The following is a 17,722-nucleotide window of genomic DNA, read 5'->3' as shown; positions in this document are numbered from 1 at the left end:
CTTGCCTCCTTAGGCCTTACGCACGGCGGGGTTCAGCAGGCAGGGCGGTTTGCCCGGCGCCGATCCAAACCCCAACGCGGCAATCAGGTTATCTGCTGCCAGGCTCGCCATGCCCCGGCGGGTTGCGGCCGAGGCGCTCGCGATGTGCGGCGTCAGCACGACATTCGGTACGTTGAGCAGGTCGGGATGCACGCTCGGCTCGCCCTCGAACACGTCGAGCCCCGCCGCCGCAATTTGCTTGTTGGCCAGTGCCTGCGCCAGTGCCGCATCGTCAACGATGCCGCCCCGCGCCAGATTCACCAGCGTGGCAGTAGGTTTCATGGCGGCGAGTTCGGCCGCGCCAATCGTGTGATGCGTCGCCGCCGAATAGGGCAGCACGAGAATGACGTGATCCGCCGTCGCCAGCAACGTGTCCTTGTCGACGTAGGACGCCTTACACGCGGCCTCGGTGGCGGCATCGAGCCGCGAGCGGTTGTGATACACCACGCGCATGTTGAAGCCCATGGCGCGGCGCGCGATCGCTTGTCCGATGCGTCCCATGCCGATGATGCCGAGCGTGCTGCCGTGCACGTCCGCGCCTAGAAACATGTCGTAGGCCCACTTGTTCCAGTGCCCCTCGCGCAGCCAGCGCTCCGACTCCGTGACACGGCGTGCGGTGGCCATCAACAGTGCCCAACCGAAGTCCGCCGTCGTCTCGTTGAGCACGTCGGGCGTATTGGTCGCCATCACACCGGCGGCAGTCATCGCCTCGATGTCGAAGTTGTTGTAACCCACCGCCATATTGGCGACAACACGCAGATGCGGCGCTCCCGCGAGCACCGACGCATCGATGCGCTCGCTCGCAGTCGTGATCGCGCCCGCCTTGTCGGCCAGCCGCGCGCGCAATTCGTCACTCGAATACACGGTGTCGGCGTCGTTGCGCTCGACTTCAAAGTACTGCGCCAACCGTTCGATCACGTCCGGGAAAATGGCGCGGGCCACAAGAATCTTCGGTTTCACCTATCGTCTCGCAGGAGTTGGCCGCACATCGCACAACAACACTACGACGCAATGTCGTCATCGCGTCATAGCGTTAAAGCGTGGCGGCTCAGAAGAAAATCAAGGTCATCAGCACAAACAGCGGCAGCAAAATCGCGCCCGACCACAGCATATAGCCAAAGAAGCTCGGCATGCGAATGCCGCGTTGCTCCGCAATGGCCTTGACCATGAAGTTGGGTGCATTGCCGATGTACGTATTCGCGCCCATAAACACGGCACCCGCCGAAATGGCCGCCAGCGTGGCCGCCCCCGACGTCATGAGCGTTGCGGCGTCGCCACCGGCCGTATTGAAGAACACGAGGTACGTCGGTGCATTGTCGAGGAACGACGACAGAATGCCCGTTGCCCAGAAGTACATGACGTTGTCCGGTGCGCCGTCCGGGCCGGTCACCAGCCGGATCACCCAGCCGAGCGCCCCGGCTTCACCGGCACGCAGAATCGCCACTACCGGAATGATCGTGAGGAAGATGCCCGCAAAGAGCTTGCCGACCTCTTTCATCGGTTCCCAGTTGAAGTCGTTGCCGACGCGCGCCGTGCGCGGCGTGATCGCCAGCGAAATCAACGTCACGACGACGAGGCCCACATCGCGCGCCAGATTCTCGAGCGTCAGCGGCGTACCGAACACGTCGAATACGACGCCCGGCTTCCAGATGCCGCTCATCAGTACCAGCCCCACGGCGGCCGCGAGCAACACGAAGTTGCGTTTGCCTTCAAGACGGAGCGGTGCGACGTGCGGCGTCGGATCGAGTGCTTCGATTTTTTCTTCCACCTTCTGGCGGAAGTAGTACGAATCGATCAGGAAGAACAGCACCAGCAAGATGCTGCAAGCCATCAGCGTTTCAGGCCAGAGGTGGCGCGTCGTCCAGAAAAACTCGACACCTTGCAGGAAGCCGAGGAACAACGGCGGATCGCCGAGCGGCGTCAGTGAGCCGCCCGCGTTCGCCACCAGAAAGATGAAGAACACGACCACGTGAACGTTGTGCTTGCGGTTGTCGTTCGCGCGAATCAGCGGGCGAATGAGCAGCATGGCTGCACCCGTCGTGCCCATGATGCTGGCGAACACCGTGCCCAGCCCCAGCAGGCCCGTGTTGAGCCACGGCCCGCCGCGCAGATTGCCATGCAGGCAGATGCCACCGGCGGTCGTGAAGAGTGCCGTCAGCAGGACGACAAAAGGAATGTATTCGGCGATCAGCGCGTGTACCGCACCGTGCCACGCCGCGCCTGCGCCGTACACGAGCGCAAACGGCAGCAGAAATGCGGCGCCCCAGAAGGCCGCGATCTTACCGAAGTGGTGATGCCAGAACGCCGGCGCGACCAACGGGCCGAGGGCGATCGACAGCAGCAAACCTGCGAACGGCAAGCCCCACCACGCGACGAGTTGTGCGCCGTCCGGGCCGCCTCCTGCGGCAAGCGCGGCAGGACTGATCAACGTCAGTCCCACGGCGGCCACTGCTCCCCAAATGCCCTTCTGCATTGTTCTGGTTCCTGTTGGTTGATGGACGATCTATTGCGAGTCGCCCCTCTCGAAGGAGTGCCCGAAGCGGCAAAAGCTTGGGATATTTCCTATTTGGATCCGAAACGAGTGCCCGAACGGCGCAATGCGACAAGCCTGAAGCGGCCTTCGTGCGCAATTCGACACCTGTCTCACACCCCTTGTACGAAAAAACGAGATCGGAAAACGCAGCCTCGGCGCCTCAATCAGCCCCCCACTCAGGCGCCGTCGACGATGATGACGTGAACGCGGTAAGGGCCATGGGCCCCCAGCACCAGCGTCTGTTCGATGTCGGCCGTGCGCGACGGCCCGGCGATGAAATTGGTCGCGCGCGAGAGTTGTCCGCGTTCGGTGCGCATCAGCGCGAAGGCGTCTTCGTGCCCCGAGACGATGCGCGAGGCCGGCACCACAGCGATGTGTGTCTCGGGCAGCAACGTCGCCGAAGCGAACGTCTCCGGGCCGGACATCATCATCAGCGCGCCCGTCTCGGCCACCGCGCAGAAGCAGCCGGTAATGCCGACGAGATCTTCACCGAGCGGTTTGCGATATTCGACGTGGCAACCTGCCCCCGTCCAATCGAGTTCGCGCAGCGTCGGCCACGCGACCGCTTGCGACACCAGCCCGTTCGCTTGCAGATACTGGGCAGCCGCCGCGGGCACATCCTGCATGGCCGGTACGCGCGCAATCGTGGTCGAGAGCGCTTCGGCCTTGCCGATGAAGGTGGCCACGAGATCGTCCGGCATCACCGGGCGCGGCCCCTGCGGATGACGTGCCAGATAGTCCTCGGCCGCCGCCTGCTCGTTCTCGCGCGCCGCATCGGGGCGATGCTGAGCGTTGCGAATGCGGGCGAAGATGCGATTGCGGGCGTCGGTGGTATCCATGGCTGCGTCCTGAGAGGCCGGCACACCGGTACTTGGCCGGCGTCGTGTCGTTTGTTTCGTGGGTGTCGTGTGGCCGCTGGCGCGAGTCCAGCGGGCGATGCGCAATTATAGCGGCTCGAGAAGCCCACGCACCGGGCATTCGCGCACTATCGGAATGGTCTGTGCGCGCGCTCGGACGAGGCCCACGTCAACGCCAAATCAATGCGGATCCGCTCCGCGCGGCCCGATTCAGCCCCGGCCGGTCACCGGCTCCGGCGCAATCTCGAACACCTGCCGCAGATAGGCCAGATACGCGTCGTCGTCGCACATGTTCTTGCCCGGCGAATCCGACAGCTTGGCCACCGGCTGACCATTGCAGCGCACCATCTTGATGACGATCTGCAACGGCTGGTAGCCGAGGTCGTTGGTGAGGTTGGTGCCGACGCCGAACGCCAGCTTGCAGCGATCGCGAAAGCGCTCGAACAGTTGCAGCACCTTGGGAATGTCGAGCCCGTCCGAGAAGATCATCGTCTTGGTATGCGCATCGACGCGGTTCTCGCTGTAGTGCTGCAACAGGCGCTCGCCCCAGGCGAACGGATCGCCCGAATCGTGACGTGCGCCGTCGAAAAGCTTGCAGAAGTACATATCGAAATCGCGCAGAAACGCCGACATGCCGTACACGTCGGAGAGCGCAATGCCGAGGTCGCCGCGATATTCCTTGGCCCACGTCTCGAAGCCGAAGATCTGCGAGTCGCGCAAGCGCGGCCCCAACGCCTGACACGCCTGAAGATACTCGTGAGCCATCGTGCCCAGCGGCGTCAGCCCAAGTTTCGACGCGTAGTAGACGTTGCTCGTGCCCGCGAACTGTTCGCCCAATTCCTCGCGCAACGTGAGAATGACTTCCTCGTGCCACTCCTTCGAGAAGCGGCGGCGCGTGCCGTAATCGGCGATCTTGCAATCGCGATAGTCCACCGGCTCGGCGAGCATGCGAATCTTGTCGCGCAGGCGCTGACGCCCTTCTTCATAGGCCGGCACGCGCTGGGTATTGCGGAAATACACCTCGTTGACGATCGCGAGCACCGGAATTTCAAACAGGATCGTGTGCAGCCACGGCCCCTGAATGGTGATATCGATCTCGCCGTTGCCCTTGGACGAGGGCTGCACGGTGACGTACTTCTCGTTGAGATGGAAGAGATCGAGGAAGTCGACGAAGTCGCTCTTGATGAATCGCATGGCGCCGAGATAACTCAGCTCCGACTCCGTGAACCGCAGGCCGCACAGCAGCCGGATTTCGTCGCGAATCTCATCGACGTAGGGCGTGAGATCGACGCCTTCCGTGCGGCACTTGAAGCGGTATTCCACCTGCGCCGCAGGAAAGTGATGCAGCACAACCTGCATCATCGTGAATTTGTAGAGATCGGTATCGAGCAGCGACGTGATGATCATGACGACAGGCCCCGGCGGGAGCACGCACAGAAGCAGCGAACGCTGCATATCGGCGATGGGTGCACGACGCATGGGAGTCATCTCCCACATCGCGCACCGCACGCGAGCGAATTTCCGTCCTTGCTAGGCCGATGAGTCGTCACCGGCCTAGCAAGGGCACGCTCGATGGTACCGCAAAGCCGCGGCCCATATGACGCCTGCAACACCTGTCACAAGTCGCCGGGCAGCCTCACCCACGACCCCGGGCTGCGCTACAATACGCGTTTTAACGGCCGATCGAAGCCGTTGCGCCCTACGTTCTGGAGTTGGCATGACCCACGTTGTCACCGAAAACTGCATCAAGTGTCGATACACGGATTGTGTCGACGTTTGTCCCGTCGATTGCTTCCGCGAAGGCCCGAACTTTCTGGCCATCGATCCGGACGAGTGCATCGATTGCGCGGTCTGTGTGGCCGAGTGCCCGGCAAATGCCATCTATGCCGAAGAGGATGTGCCGGGTGATCAACAGGAATTCATCGCGCTGAACGCCGAACTCTCGCCGCTGTGGCCGAGCATCACGAAGACCAAGGCACCGCTGGCCGACGCCGACCAGTGGAAAGACGTGGCCGACAAGCTCAAGCTGCTGGAGCGCTGATTCAGCGGCGGCAGCCACATTCGATGCAGAAAAAGTGCATTCCGAGTGTTGACAGTGTCTGAAAATCGCCACTATAATCGCTTTCTCTTTTGATCCCCGATAGCTCAGTTGGTAGAGCGCCGGACTGTTAATCCGTAGGTCCCTGGTTCGAGCCCAGGTCGGGGAGCCAAGAATTACCGAAGCGATGGCCTCGCGCACGCGAGGCTTTTGTTTTAGTCGATGCACCGTAACAGCGATGCATGACACCCCAGTTTGATCCTCGATAGCTCAGTTGGTAGAGCGCCGGACTGTTAATCCGTAGGTCCCTGGTTCGAGCCCAGGTCGAGGAGCCAAAAACGCAGAAAGCCTCGCCAATCGGCGAGGCTTTTTTGTTTCCGGCGACGGCATCTGCCCCTCCCTTCTCCTGCACATTGCAGCGCCCAATAAAAAACGGGGCACCGTTTCCGGTACCCCGTCCTTGTCAGTCACACCAGCACAGACTTACTCGCTGGCGGGTGCCCCGATCGGCGGCACGTGTGAACTGAGCGTTTCCGGACTGTTCACGCTCTCGATCCAGCGACGGCGCATCGGCTGGAGCAGGAACTTCGCCGCAATGGCAGCCGCGATGCTGATCACGGCTGCGGCGATGAACACACGGTCCCAGTGACCACCCACGGCGAGCACCGAAGCGAGCGGCACCAGCAGCGCGGCCGTTCCCTTTGCGGTGTACAGCGTACCGGCGTTCGACGCGGCATTCTTGCCACCGAACGTGTCCGCACACAGCGCCGGGAAGATCGAGAAGATCTCGCCCCAGCACAGGAACGTCATCGCAGCGAAGAACACGAACATGTACGGGTTCTGACCGAAGTGCATCAGGCCCAGCATCGCCACCCCTTCCCCGAGGAAGATGATGAACATCGCGTTTTCACGGCCGATCTTGTCCGACACGAAACCACACAGCGGACGCGTAAAGCCGTTGCAAAGGTTGTCGATCGACAGCGTCATCGTGAGCAGCGGCAAGGTCGCGCCGAAGAGCGTCATCGGCATCGAAGCAATGCCGTAGTCCTTCGCGATCGGGCCGATCTGCGCGGTGGCCATCAGGCCGCCTGCGGCCACTGCCACGAAGCACACGTAGATCACCCAGAACACCGGCGTGCGAATCATCTGGCCCGAGGTGTAGTCGACCTTGGTCGCCAGATTGCGGCGCGACACGGTGACACCCTTCGGCGCACGCGGCTTGACCATCAGCAGCGCGAGGATGAAGATCGCCACGCCTTGCACAATGCCGAAGTTGAAGAACGCGGCTTCGTAGCCCGACTCGCGAATCATGTTCGCAATCGGAATCACCGTCAGCGCCGCACCCGCACCGAAACCGGCGGCCGTGAGGCCCGCCGCGAGACCGCGCTTGTCCGGGAACCACTTGAGGGCGTTACCCACGCAGGTGCCGTACACGCAACCGGCGCCGATACCAGCGATCACTGCCGCCGTGTAAAGCACGGTCAGCGTCGTGGCGTACGAATACATGATCCACGAGAGCGCCACGCAGATAGCGCCGCCCGCAACGACCGGACGGGGCCCGAAGCGATCGACGAGCCAGCCTTCGATCGGCACGAGCCAGGTTTCCACCACGATGAAGATCGAGAATGCGACCTGAATCGCCGCGATGCCCCAATGATTCTTGGCCTCCATCGGCTCGACGAACAGCGTCCACGAATATTGCAGATTGGCCACCAGGCCCATACAGATGATGCCGATCACCAGTTGTGACCAGCGCCCTCCCAGAAAAGAGGTTTTCTCCTCCGGTTGCGCAGCTGCTTGCATGACTTGCCTCCTGTTCCTGTCAGACGATTGCCGGCGGCCCGCCCGATCGCACGCACCTGCGCGCAGTGAAGGGGGTACCACCGTCATCGCGTGTCGTCGCGCGTCACGACTTGGGTGACAGCGCGTACGGCACGCCTCCTGGCGTTGCATGCGGCTCATGGTTGGCCGCTTGATCCTGGAGCGTCGCCTGGCGGCGCGCTCGCGGGGCTCGGGCCCCGGCTGACTGACTTACGGAAGCGCCAAAGGACACTTCCGGCCCCCGCTTCGGCGCGGCGGCACAGGCGTTTGGCCCGTGCCGGCAAGTTGCCGACTGCCGAAGGGTGGCTACGGTGAAGAGTTCGAGTGCGGGTCGCGGGTCTGCGGTGCTGTCGGTTTGCCGACGTCACCTGACAGGCCGTCCCCCGTCACTCAGGCGGGCGCGCCTCGCGGACGCGTGATCGCCGAATCGCCTGCCCGCAACAGGCGGCAGGGAGATGAGGACCGCCGGGTGCCCCACAGCCATCGTGAGGACATGGGCGACGGATACGACTGGACAGCCAGCGCGGTGCAAACGCCGCACTCAGGCTGCCCGAAAGGAAAGGTGTGCTTACCCAACTTGTGTCTCCGACTTGTGCCGCGGCCTGTCCAACGCCTTCCGGTTCACTCCGGAAGGTCTCGCGGCAATCCGGATTCCCTCGGATTCTTCGCGAAACTCAGGTGGCCGCTCCGACAAATTGAATCTGATATACAAGATTCAATATATCGAATTAAGTATTTTTATGGTTCCAAAAGTAGTCGATGCCTGAACCACTGTCAACCCGAGAGCGCCCGCATCCGGGTGCCGGTCGACGCACAAAGGCGGGTTATCCACGCATGCGAGGTGAGCGCTCGATAACCGTGAAATGCACGGCAGCCTTACGGGTGTGGGGTGACAGGGGGACTGAGACGCGTGACCCTGCGTTGCCGCAGCGTAGTGCCGGGCAGCGCAAGGTCAGGGAAAACGATGACGTTTTGACAGGGGACGCGAGCGTGCGGATGACGCTCGTTTGGTTTGGCCGGCGACGGTTTGCAGCGACGGTTGGCAGCGACGGTCATCAGCCGCGCCACCCGCCGGTCGGTCAGACAGCGCCGGTGTCGCCCGAGTTGTCGCGGATGAAAGCGAGGTGTTCGCGCAGCGAGCGCTGCGCGCTGGCGGCGTCGTGCGACGCCACGGCGTTGAAGATGCGGCGATGCTGATCGATCAGTTCGGCCAGATCGGCGCCGTGACCGACGATGGCGCGGTAGTTGTCCACGACCGAGCCGCGCAGCAATTCGAAGATCGCGTGCATCAGATGAACCAGCACGAGGTTATGGGTGGCTTCCGCAAGGGCCAGATGGAAATGGGCGTCGAGCTCGGGCACCCGGGTCAGCAACGACGCGCCACGGGTGTCGCCGTCCTGACCGTCAAGGCCATCACGTCCATCACGTTCATCACGCCCGGCCGCATACGCCGCCTCCAGTGCCTCAAGCGCCTGCGCCAGCCGTGCGATGTCCTCGGGCGTGGCGCGCTCGGCCGCCAGCTCGACGGCCTTGGCCTCGAGCACTTCCCGCATTTCCAGCACGTCGTCGACCGTCTTGCTGTGGCGCGACATCAGTTGCGAGAGCGGTTCGGCGAGCAGTGGCTGGCTGGCATTGGCGACCAGATAACCGCCACCGGCGCGTCCGACGATCAGGCCGCGCGACTCCAGCCGCAGCAGCGCTTCGCGCAACGAGGGCCGCGATACGCCCATCTGTTGGGCCAGATCGCGCTCGGATGGCAATGCCGAACCGGGGGCCAAGCGCCCTTCGACGACCATCGTCTCCAGTTGCTCGTAGACCATGTCGGACAGCCGCAGACGCGGCGGCGGCGTGACCGGCACAAAGCTGGCGACGGCACCCGGAATATCGCTGGCAGGGGCAGCGGACGTAGGCGAGGACATAGGCAGAGACGGCTCGGTAGACGACATGTCGGCTGGGGTTCTCGACGAAAAATACTCAGAGACGCAACGATACAGGATGGCGCTCCCGCCCGGGCAGGCCAGCGCCGCCCCGGACCTCCTCCCTTAGCGATCCTTTAGCGCCTCCTAAGCGATCGGCTAGGAATTGCCCTCAAATCAAGGGTTAACCCGGTAGTCGGAATAAGACCATTCCCTTTAGGATGACGTCATCGGACAACTGGTCGACCAGTCTACCAGTAGACCAGATAAAACATAATAACCGTCAACGACCCTTCGAGCACGAGACGCCCATGGCTTCGAATCCGCAACCGACACGCAGTCCGCCCGCCGCGGCCGGACTTGTGGCGCCGGACGCCCTGCGCCGCGACACGCCCCCGACCGACATCGGCGATATCGACGACTTCGCCGACACTGCCGACGCCGCCAACGCCGCCGGGCTGGCAACCTTGCCAACCGTGCCGGCCGAACCTGCCTTCCCGCCGGTCGACGAGCACCAGCGTGCTGCCAGACTCGCGGCCTTGCGCGCCGCCGTCCCGGACGCCCTGTGGCTCACCGACCGCGAACAGATCACGCCCTATGAGTGCGACGGTCTGGCGGCCTACCGCCGCCTGCCGCTGGCGGTCGTCCTGCCGACGGACGAAGCTCAGGTCTGCCGCATTCTGCGTGCCTGTCGCGAGCATCAGGTGCCTGTCGTCCCGCGTGGTGCGGGCACCGGATTGTCGGGCGGCGCCATGCCGATTACCGACGGCATCGTGCTCTCGCTGGCGAAGTTCAAACGCATTCTCGACGTCGACGCGTACGCGCGTACCGCCACCGTGCAACCCGGCGTACGCAACCTTGCAGTGTCGGAAGCGGCCGCACCTTACGGCCTGTACTACGCCCCCGATCCCTCCTCGCAGATCGCCTGCACGATCGGCGGCAATGTCTCGGAGAACTCCGGCGGTGTGCACTGCCTGAAATACGGCCTGACCGTGCACAACGTATTGCGCGTGCGTGCCGTGACGATGGATGGCGACGTGGTCGAATTCGGCTCGCACGCGCTCGATTCGCCCGGCCTCGATCTGCTTTCTGTATTCATCGGCAGCGAAGGCATGTTCTGCGTCGTGACCGAGATCACCGTCAAGCTCGTGCCGAAACCGCAAGTGGCGCAAGTCGTCATGGCCAGCTTCGACGACGTGGAAGCCGGCGGCAACGCCGTGGCCGCGATCATTGCCGCGGGCATCATCCCGGCGGGTCTCGAAATGATGGACAAACCCGCGACGCAGGCCGTCGAAGAGTTCGTCCATGCGGGCTACGACCTGAACGCTGCGGCCATCCTGCTGAGCGAATCCGACGGCACGGCCGAAGAAGTCGCCGAAGAAATCGCACGCGTCTCTGCCGTGCTTCGCGCTTCGGGTGCGACGCGCATTCAAGTGTCGACCTCCGAAGCCGAACGCCTGCGATTTTGGTCGGGGCGCAAGAACGCCTTCCCTGCGGCGGGCCGCATCTCGCCCGACTATTACTGCATGGACGGCACGATTCCGCGCCGCACGATCGGCACGCTGCTCAAGCGCATCGAAGCGATGGAAGTGCAATACGGCCTGCGCTGCATCAACGTATTCCATGCGGGCGACGGCAACATGCATCCGCTGATTCTGTTCAACGGCAACGACCTCGATGAGTGGCATCGCGCCGAAGCGTTCGGCAGCGACATTCTCGAAGCCTGCGTCGAGCTCGGTGGCACCGTCACCGGCGAGCACGGCGTGGGTATCGAAAAGATCAACTCCATGTGCGTGCAGTTCTCGCCGGAAGAGCGCGATGCGTTCTTCGCGATCAAGCGGGCCTTTGACCCCGCCGGGCTGCTCAACGCCGACAAGGCGATCCCCACACGCGCGCGCTGTGCCGAGTACGGCAAGATGCACGTGCGTAACGGCCTGCTGCCGCACCCTGATTTGCCGAGGTTCTGATGTCACAGGCCCCTACGACTTCCCCGCTCGCGTCTGCAACATCGAGCGCATCGCACACACCAGACGCACAAGCCGCTCACCCCGTGGCCCAGACACTCGACGCCATCCGCGCGCGCGTGGTCGCGGCCACTGCCGCCGGCACGCCGCTCGACATCCACGGCGGCAACACCAAGCGCTGGTACGGTCAGCCGCCGTCGGGCGAATCGCTCGACATGCGCGCGTACGCGGGCATCGTCTCGTACGACCCGGCCGAACTCGTCATCACCGCGCGCGCCGGTACGCCGCTCGCCGACATCGAAGCCGCGCTCGCAGAGAAGGGGCAGATCCTGCCCTTCGAGCCGCCGCACTTCGGCCCGGGCGCGACACTGGGCGGTTGCATCGCCGCCGGTCTGGCAGGCCCTCGCCGCCCGCACGTGGGCGCACCGCGCGACTTCGTGCTGGGCGCGGTGGTCATGAACGGACAAGGACAGGTGTTGCACTTCGGCGGACAGGTCATGAAGAACGTGGCCGGCTACGACGTCTCGCGCGTGCTCGCCGGTGCACTCGGCACGCTTGGCGTGCTGCTCGAACTCTCGATCAAGGTGCTGCCGCAACCGGTGGCCGAAGCCACGTTGCGCTATGCCATGCCGCAAGCGCAGGCCATCGACCAGCTCAATCGCTGGGGCGGCCAGCCGCTGCCGCTGATGGGTTCGGCGTGGCATGACGGCGTGCTCAGCGTGCGTCTGGGCGGCGCAGCGGCCGCCATCGATGCCGCGCGCACGGCCATGGGCGGCGAACTGATCGACGTGATCGACGCGCAGCACTTCTGGCAATCGCTGCGCGAACAGACGCACCCGTTCTTCGCGCGCTCGCCGATCGGTGCCGAGGGCGAAGCGCTCTGGCGTTTGTCGGTGCCGCCGACCACGCCGGAGCTCGCGCATGGCGAAGAACATCTGATCGAATGGGGCGGCGCGCAGCGGTGGTGGATTACGCCGCGCAGCGCCACCGAAGTGCGCGCCATTGCCGCAGCGGCGGGCGGGCATGCTACGCTGTTCCGCCACGGCGACAAGTCGGCCGGTGTGTTCACCGCACAACCGGCCGCAATACAAGCCATCGGCGAGCGCTTGCAGCAAGCTTTCGATCCGAGCCGCATCTTCAACCGCCACCGGCTGTACTGCTAAAAGACGATGCAAACGAACCTCGCAGAATTCCTCCGCCACACACCGGATGGCGACGAAGCCGAAGCCATTCTTCGCAAATGCGTGCATTGCGGCTTTTGCACGGCCACGTGCCCGACTTACCAGTTGCTGGGCGACGAACTCGATGGCCCGCGCGGGCGTATCTACCTCATCAAACAGATGGTCGAAGGCCAGCCCGTGACGCGCGAAACGCAGCGCCATCTGGACCGCTGCCTCACCTGCCGCAGTTGCGAATCGACCTGCCCGTCGGGCGTGCAATACGGGCGTCTGGCCGAGATCGGCCGCCGCCACGTCGACGCCAAAGTCGGCCGCCCCGCGGGTGAGCGCGCCCTGCGCTGGACGCTCGCCCACGTGCTGCCCAATCGCGCGCTGTTTTCGCCGGCGCTGCGGCTGGGTCAGCAATTCCGCACGCTGCTCCCCCGGTCGCTGCGCGAGAAGGTGCCGCACCGTCAGCGCTCGGGCAGTTGGCCGCAGGGCAAACACGCGCGCCGCATGCTGATGCTCGAAGGCTGCGTGCAACCCGCCATGCTGCCGAACGTCAACAAAGCGACCGCGCGAGTCCTCGACGCGCTCGGCATCGAGATGGTCCGTCCGTCGTCGGCCGGTTGTTGCGGCGCGATTCGTCTGCATCTGAACTATCACGACGATGGGCTCGACGACGCCCGTCGCAACATCGACGCGTGGTGGCCAGAGATCGAAGCGGGTGCCGAGGCCATCGTGATCAACGCGTCGGGCTGCGGCGCGACGATCAAGGAGTACGGCCACCTGCTGCGCCACGACGCGCAATACGCGGGCAAGGCGCAGCGTGTCTCCGAGTTGGCGCGCGATCTGTCGGAAGTCATGCTCGATAACGTGGAAGCGTTACAACGTCGCATGCCGAACCGGAAGACGGGCAAGATCGCCTATCACCCGCCGTGCACGTTGCAGCACGGCCAGCAACTCAAGGGCGTGGTGGAGAAGCTGCTCGCGCAAGTCGGCGTGAACGTGATGCTGCCGCAGGACAGCCACATTTGCTGTGGCTCGGCGGGGACCTATTCGGTGACGCAGCCGGTGCTCTCGCATCAACTGCGCGACGCCAAGTGGAAGTCGCTCGACGCCCTCGACCCGGAGCTGGTGGTGTCGGCCAACGTGGGCTGCATCTGCCATTTGCAGGCGACCGCCAAGGGCGAACATTCGCGCGACCACGCGCCGGTGCAGCACTGGATCGAGTTAATCGACCGGATGATGACGCCGGCCCAGTGATGGCTGTCTGACCCCATCCCTCTGATATCGCCCTGAGGCTGCCGATTTGACCGGCAGCCTCACCACAACTTCCACGGCCGGCCGGCCATTATCCCTACAGCAGGGACAATCAATCCCGGCCGCGCCCGTTTATCTGGACGATCGCGCTCCCTAGAATCGGGGCTAAGTCAGCACAGTTTCGTGCTGACAAGCCAAACGTTGCACTGAACAACAACCGATTCCCTCGCTGGAGCCTGTCATGATCGATACCAAAACCGCCCCGTATGCCGCGCTGTTGCTGCGCGTTTCGCTGGGCATTCTGTTCCTCGCCCACCTGTCGCTGAAAGTGTTCGTGTTCACGATCCCCGGGTTTGTCGGGTTCTTCGGCTCGCTGGGTCTGCCGCCTTTTCTGGCGTATGTCACGATGGCACTCGAACTCGTCGGCGGCCTGATGCTGATCACCGGTTTTTATGCCCGCTGGGCTGCCCTGCCCCTCGCCGCGCTGATGCTCGGCACCATCGTGAGCGTGCACGGTCACAACGGCTGGGCGTTCACCAACAAGGGCGGTGGCTGGGAATTCCCCGCGTTCTGGCTGGTCGCGCTGCTCGTGGTGGCACTGCTGGGTGACGGCGCCTGGTCGGTTCGTTCGGCCGCTCGCACCCGCACCGCGTAATTCATTGCTGGAGAAATCGTCATGTCTGCCCTGCCCACGCTGTTCGTCTCCCACGGTTCGCCACTGCTTGCGCTCGAACCCGGTCGCACCGGCCCGTTGTTGACGGCGCTGGGCCGTGCAGTCCCGCGTCCGCGTGAGATTCTCGTGATCTCGCCGCACTGGTCGACGCCGACCCCGCGCGTCGGGAATCTCGCGCAACAACGCACCATCCACGATTTCGGGGGCTTCCCGCGCGAACTGTACGGCCTGCAATACCCGGCCGCCGGCGCCCCGGCCCTCGCCGAGCGCACCGTGCAGATGCTGCGCGCCGCCGAACTGCCCGCCACGACCGACGATCAATGGGGTCTCGATCATGGCGCGTGGGTGCCGTTGCGCTATCTGTTTCCCGATGCCGACGTGCCCGTCACGCAGTTGTCGCTGCAACGGCAAATGCGCCCCGAGTACCACTACCGCGTCGGCCAGCTGTTGGCCCCGCTCGCGCAGGATGGCGTGCTGATCGTCGCTTCCGGGAGCTTCACGCATAACCTGCACGAAGTGTTTCGCGCGCCCTCCGAGGACCGTGCAGAAGCCCCGTACTTGGCCGAATTCGTCGCGTGGTTCACCGAGCATCTCGCCGCCATGGATCTCGACGCCTTGTTCGACTATCGGGCCCGCGCCCCGCATGCCGAGCGCGCCCATCCGACCGACGAGCATCTGTTGCCGCTCTACATGGCACTGGGTGCTGCCGACAATGCGGCAAAGCAAACGCATTTCGATACCGGAGCGACCTATGGCGCGCTGCGCATGGACGCCTTCGCGTTCGGCAATGCCGCCCCGTCACTCGCAAAGGTCACGGCACTGGCACAATAGCGGTCAACGTTCGCCGACCGACCCACCGATCGGTCCGTCACCTTCAGGAGCCCCGCCCCGGCATGAATAAACTGCGCGAGATCGAGTGTTTCATCGCCGTGGTCGAGTCAGGCAGCTTCGTGAAGGCGGCCGCCGCGCTCGGCATCTCGAAGACGGCCATCTCGCGTTACGTCGCCGATCTCGAAGCGCGGCTGGGCACGCGGCTGCTGCAACGCACGACGCGCCGCCTGTCGCTCACCGAGCCCGGGCAGCGCTACGTGGAGCGTTGCCGCCAGATTCTCTCCGAACTCGACGAAGCCGACGCCATGGCCGGCGAACAGGACGGCCAGCCCGCCGGGCCGCTGCGCATCAACGCGCCACACACCTTCGGCGTGCTCCATCTGGCGCCGCTATGGCCGACGTTTCTGGCCCAACACCCGCAGGTTTCGCTCGATATCACGCTCAGCGACCGTCTGATCGACATCGTCGAAGAGGGCTACGATCTGGCCATCCGCATCACGCGGCTGCCTGACTCGTCGCTCGTGCATCGCCGGTTGGCCGGCACCCGCATGGTGCTCTGCGCGTCACCGGACTATCTCTCGCAGCACGGCACGCCGCAGCACCCGAGCGAGCTCGCCCATCACGAAACCGTCGGCTACAGCTACTTTTCACATCGTCGCGAGTGGCGCTTCGACGGCCCCGACGGACCGGTTTCCGTGCGAACGCATGCCCGGCTGATCGCCGACAACGGCGACACCTGCCTCGCGGCGGCTGAAGCGGGCGCGGGGGTGATTCTGCAACCGGCTTTCCTCGTGCAGGACGCGCTGCGCGACGGCCGGCTCATCGAGTTTCTGCCCGAGTACACACAGGGCGAGACCGGCATTTACGCCGTCTACCCGACGCGCAAATACTTGAGCGCCAAAGTGCGCGCGCTCATCGACTTCCTCGTCGAAGCCTTCGCCATGCCGGGCTGGCGCGCGATCGACCGCACCCGCACCGAAACGTAGCCCGCCGCCGCCCCGCCGTCACCCCGCTGACGCCCGACACGCGGCCCCGCCCGGGATCACGGCAACTTGCTGGCATCCCCTGCGAAAGCCCCGCGAATCACCTAGAATCACCCGGCAAAACACGGGAACTCCGCGGATATTTATTGTCCATTGCAAATGTCACTTATACTGTCGAGCCTGTCGTCTTAACTCGGATATTTTGGAAAACTTCTTACTGATCGTCGCTGCGATCCTGCTGGTGTTTCTTAACGGCTTTTTCGTGGCGGCGGAATTCGGCCTCGTCAAACTGCGCCAGACGCGCGTTCACATCATTGCCCGCCAACGCGGTTGGCGCGGGCGTGTGCTGGCCAAGGTTCACGGCCAACTCGACACCTACCTCTCTGCGTGCCAACTCGGCATCACCCTCGCCTCGCTCGGCTTGGGCTGGATCGGCGAGCCGGCTTTCGCGCGCGTCCTCACGCCGTTGTTCGCCGCCATTGGCGTCACCTCGCCCGAGCTGATTCACGGGCTGGCGTTCTTCATCGCGTTCTTCACGATCTCGTATCTGCACATCGTCGTGGGCGAACTCGCGCCGAAGTCGATGGCGCTGCGCATGCCGGAAGCCGTCTCGGTCTGGACCGCTGCGCCGCTCTACGGCTTCTACTGGATGATGTACCCGGCGATCTGGGTGCTGAATCACAGTGCCAACCGCCTGCTGCGCTGGATGGGTCTCGATCCGTCGCACGGTGCCGAAGCGCACTACTCTGCCGACGAAATCAAACTGATCGTGCGTGGCGGCGCGGCAAGTGAAAAGCTCTCGCGCGACGACTGGAACGTGGTGGCCTACGCCATCGACTTTAGCGATCTGACCGTGTCCGACCTGATGCGTCCGATGAGCGAAGTGGCAGCGTTCCGACGCGACGCGACGTTCACCGAGAACATGGACACGGCGTACCGTCACCGCTACAGCCGCTATCCGTTCTTCGACAACGACGGCGAGACCGTGCTCGGCGTGATTCACCTGAAAGACTTGTTCCTCGCCGAACATCATGGTCAGTCGATTGCCGACTTGGGCAGCATGGCGCGCCCGGTCGAGCGCGTGAAGCCGGACATGCCCGCGCGCGAGCTGTTCCAGCGTTTTCGCCGGGGTGCGCCGCACTTTGCCATCGTCGGATGGCCCGACCAGAAACCGATCGGCTTCCTTACGCTCGACAACCTGCTCTCGGCACTCGTCGGCAAGATTCGCGACGAATTCCGTCAAACGGAAGACGACTGGACGCGCATGGAAGACGGCACGCTTATCGGGCGCGGCAGCCTGCCGATCCTGACACTCGAGCGCGCGCTGGGGCTGGATATCCCCAGCGAACACGCCGAATCGGTGGGTGGCCTGATCATGGACACCCTCGCCTACCTGCCGCGCGAAGGTCAGAAAATCGACTTCGATGGCTTCTCGGTCGTCGTCAAGAAGATGCAAGGCCCGCGTATCGTGCTCGTGCGTGTGTACCCCGATGGGGTGCGCGAAGCCGGTAGCGCGGGCGATGCCCGCGACAAGGCCTCGGACGCCGCCTGACGGCCCCTGACAGCCCTGACAGCCGTGACACGCGGCCCGGGCCTGCCGATTTCCCCGAATGTGGCGGTGCAACAACGGGCGGGTGATGCCTGATT

The 17,722-nt window shown here is 64.1% G+C and carries 14 protein-coding genes and 2 tRNA genes; 10 read left to right on the top strand and 6 right to left on the bottom strand.

The genetic code is table 11. The features are described from left to right. Positions 1-9: 9 nt before the first annotated feature. The 4 genes from PIN31009_RS26880 to pncB form a co-directional block, all read right to left on the bottom strand. Positions 10-999 (bottom strand): 2-hydroxyacid dehydrogenase, encoded by a 990-nt coding sequence (locus tag PIN31009_RS26880; protein ID WP_150686342.1) that lies wholly within the window; start codon positions 997-999, stop codon positions 10-12. An 88-nt stretch (positions 1,000-1,087) separates the two neighbouring features. Further along, positions 1,088-2,512: a sodium:proton antiporter gene (locus PIN31009_RS26875; protein ID WP_150686341.1), complete on the bottom strand. Its 1,425-nt coding sequence runs from the start codon at positions 2,510-2,512 to the stop codon at positions 1,088-1,090. 236 nt (positions 2,513-2,748) lie between these two features. Further along, the gene (locus PIN31009_RS26870; protein ID WP_150686340.1) at positions 2,749-3,411 is read right to left on the bottom strand and encodes a LutC/YkgG family protein; all 663 of its coding nucleotides are present in this window, start codon (positions 3,409-3,411) and stop codon (positions 2,749-2,751) included. Positions 3,412-3,639: 228 nt separating this feature from the next. Further along, entirely contained in the window at positions 3,640-4,836 is a 1,197-nt protein-coding gene (gene pncB, locus PIN31009_RS26865; RefSeq protein ID WP_150792112.1) for a nicotinate phosphoribosyltransferase, read from the bottom strand. Between the two features lie 310 nt (positions 4,837-5,146). Here pncB and fdxA point away from each other — a divergent pair, with 310 nt between their 5' ends. The 3 genes from fdxA to PIN31009_RS26850 all read left to right on the top strand — a co-directional run bounded on the left by fdxA (position 5,147) and on the right by PIN31009_RS26850 (position 5,802). After that, a complete protein-coding gene (gene fdxA / locus PIN31009_RS26860) occupies positions 5,147-5,470 on the top strand; it encodes a ferredoxin FdxA (protein ID WP_058375967.1) in 324 nt (107 codons plus the stop codon). 93 nt (positions 5,471-5,563) lie between these two features. Further along, positions 5,564-5,639: transfer RNA gene (locus PIN31009_RS26855), tRNA-Asn, on the top strand. Positions 5,640-5,726: 87 nt separating this feature from the next. Beyond that, positions 5,727-5,802: transfer RNA gene (locus PIN31009_RS26850), tRNA-Asn, on the top strand. Between the two features lie 148 nt (positions 5,803-5,950). On the opposite strand, the gene oxlT is transcribed toward PIN31009_RS26850, so the two are convergent. Both oxlT and PIN31009_RS26840 read right to left on the bottom strand, forming a co-directional pair. Then, a complete protein-coding gene (gene oxlT / locus PIN31009_RS26845; RefSeq protein WP_058375968.1) occupies positions 5,951-7,270 on the bottom strand; it encodes an oxalate/formate MFS antiporter in 1,320 nt (439 codons plus the stop codon). A gap of 1,097 nt (positions 7,271-8,367) precedes the next feature. After that, positions 8,368-9,207, bottom strand: coding sequence for a FadR/GntR family transcriptional regulator (locus PIN31009_RS26840; protein WP_174997414.1), 840 nt, complete (start codon positions 9,205-9,207; stop codon positions 8,368-8,370). Between the two features lie 308 nt (positions 9,208-9,515). Between PIN31009_RS26840 and PIN31009_RS26835 the strand changes: the two genes are divergently transcribed. From PIN31009_RS26835 to PIN31009_RS26805, 7 genes are all read left to right on the top strand, one after another. Then, on the top strand, positions 9,516-11,171 hold the full coding sequence (locus PIN31009_RS26835) for an FAD-linked oxidase C-terminal domain-containing protein (RefSeq protein ID WP_246185881.1): 1,656 nt from the start codon (positions 9,516-9,518) through the stop codon (positions 11,169-11,171). 83 nt (positions 11,172-11,254) lie between these two features. Further along, positions 11,255-12,331, top strand: a complete 1,077-nt coding sequence (glcE, locus tag PIN31009_RS26830; protein ID WP_246185887.1) for a glycolate oxidase subunit GlcE — start codon at positions 11,255-11,257, stop codon at positions 12,329-12,331. 6 nt (positions 12,332-12,337) lie between these two features. After that, positions 12,338-13,591, top strand: a complete 1,254-nt coding sequence (gene glcF / locus PIN31009_RS26825; protein ID WP_150686337.1) for a glycolate oxidase subunit GlcF — start codon at positions 12,338-12,340, stop codon at positions 13,589-13,591. Between the two features lie 238 nt (positions 13,592-13,829). Beyond that, positions 13,830-14,243, top strand: coding sequence for a DoxX family protein (locus PIN31009_RS26820; RefSeq protein ID WP_087722618.1), 414 nt, complete (start codon positions 13,830-13,832; stop codon positions 14,241-14,243). Positions 14,244-14,264: 21 nt separating this feature from the next. After that, positions 14,265-15,092 (top strand): dioxygenase family protein, encoded by an 828-nt coding sequence (locus PIN31009_RS26815; RefSeq protein ID WP_150792080.1) that lies wholly within the window; start codon positions 14,265-14,267, stop codon positions 15,090-15,092. 62 nt (positions 15,093-15,154) lie between these two features. Further along, the gene (locus PIN31009_RS26810) at positions 15,155-16,078 is read left to right on the top strand and encodes a LysR family transcriptional regulator (RefSeq protein WP_150792079.1); all 924 of its coding nucleotides are present in this window, start codon (positions 15,155-15,157) and stop codon (positions 16,076-16,078) included. A 199-nt stretch (positions 16,079-16,277) separates the two neighbouring features. Next, positions 16,278-17,627, top strand: a complete 1,350-nt coding sequence (locus tag PIN31009_RS26805) for a hemolysin family protein (protein ID WP_150792078.1) — start codon at positions 16,278-16,280, stop codon at positions 17,625-17,627. Positions 17,628-17,722: the final 95 nt, after the last annotated feature.

Source organism: Pandoraea iniqua (assembly GCF_902459685.1).
In the GTDB taxonomy this organism is placed as follows: Bacteria; Pseudomonadota; Gammaproteobacteria; order Burkholderiales; family Burkholderiaceae; genus Pandoraea; species Pandoraea iniqua.
This window is presented reverse-complemented; position numbering and strand designations above follow the sequence as displayed.

Excerpts from the sequence above, each read along its gene's own strand:
- PIN31009_RS26875 (WP_150686341.1), bottom strand. The coding sequence starts at position 2,512 with ATGCAGAAGGGCATTTGGGGAGCAGTGGCCGCCGTGGGACTGACGTTG.
- PIN31009_RS26870 (WP_150686340.1), bottom strand. The coding sequence starts at position 3,411 with ATGGATACCACCGACGCCCGCAATCGCATCTTCGCCCGCATTCGCAAC.
- pncB (WP_150792112.1), bottom strand. The coding sequence starts at position 4,836 with ATGATCATCACGTCGCTGCTCGATACCGATCTCTACAAATTCACGATG.
- fdxA (WP_058375967.1), top strand. The coding sequence starts at position 5,147 with ATGACCCACGTTGTCACCGAAAACTGCATCAAGTGTCGATACACGGAT.
- oxlT (WP_058375968.1), bottom strand. The coding sequence starts at position 7,270 with ATGCAAGCAGCTGCGCAACCGGAGGAGAAAACCTCTTTTCTGGGAGGG.
- PIN31009_RS26840 (WP_174997414.1), bottom strand. The coding sequence starts at position 9,207 with ATGTCCTCGCCTACGTCCGCTGCCCCTGCCAGCGATATTCCGGGTGCC.
- PIN31009_RS26835 (WP_246185881.1), top strand. The coding sequence starts at position 9,516 with ATGGCTTCGAATCCGCAACCGACACGCAGTCCGCCCGCCGCGGCCGGA.
- glcF (WP_150686337.1), top strand. The coding sequence starts at position 12,338 with ATGCAAACGAACCTCGCAGAATTCCTCCGCCACACACCGGATGGCGAC.
- PIN31009_RS26820 (WP_087722618.1), top strand. The coding sequence starts at position 13,830 with ATGATCGATACCAAAACCGCCCCGTATGCCGCGCTGTTGCTGCGCGTT.
- PIN31009_RS26815 (WP_150792080.1), top strand. The coding sequence starts at position 14,265 with ATGTCTGCCCTGCCCACGCTGTTCGTCTCCCACGGTTCGCCACTGCTT.
- PIN31009_RS26810 (WP_150792079.1), top strand. The coding sequence starts at position 15,155 with ATGAATAAACTGCGCGAGATCGAGTGTTTCATCGCCGTGGTCGAGTCA.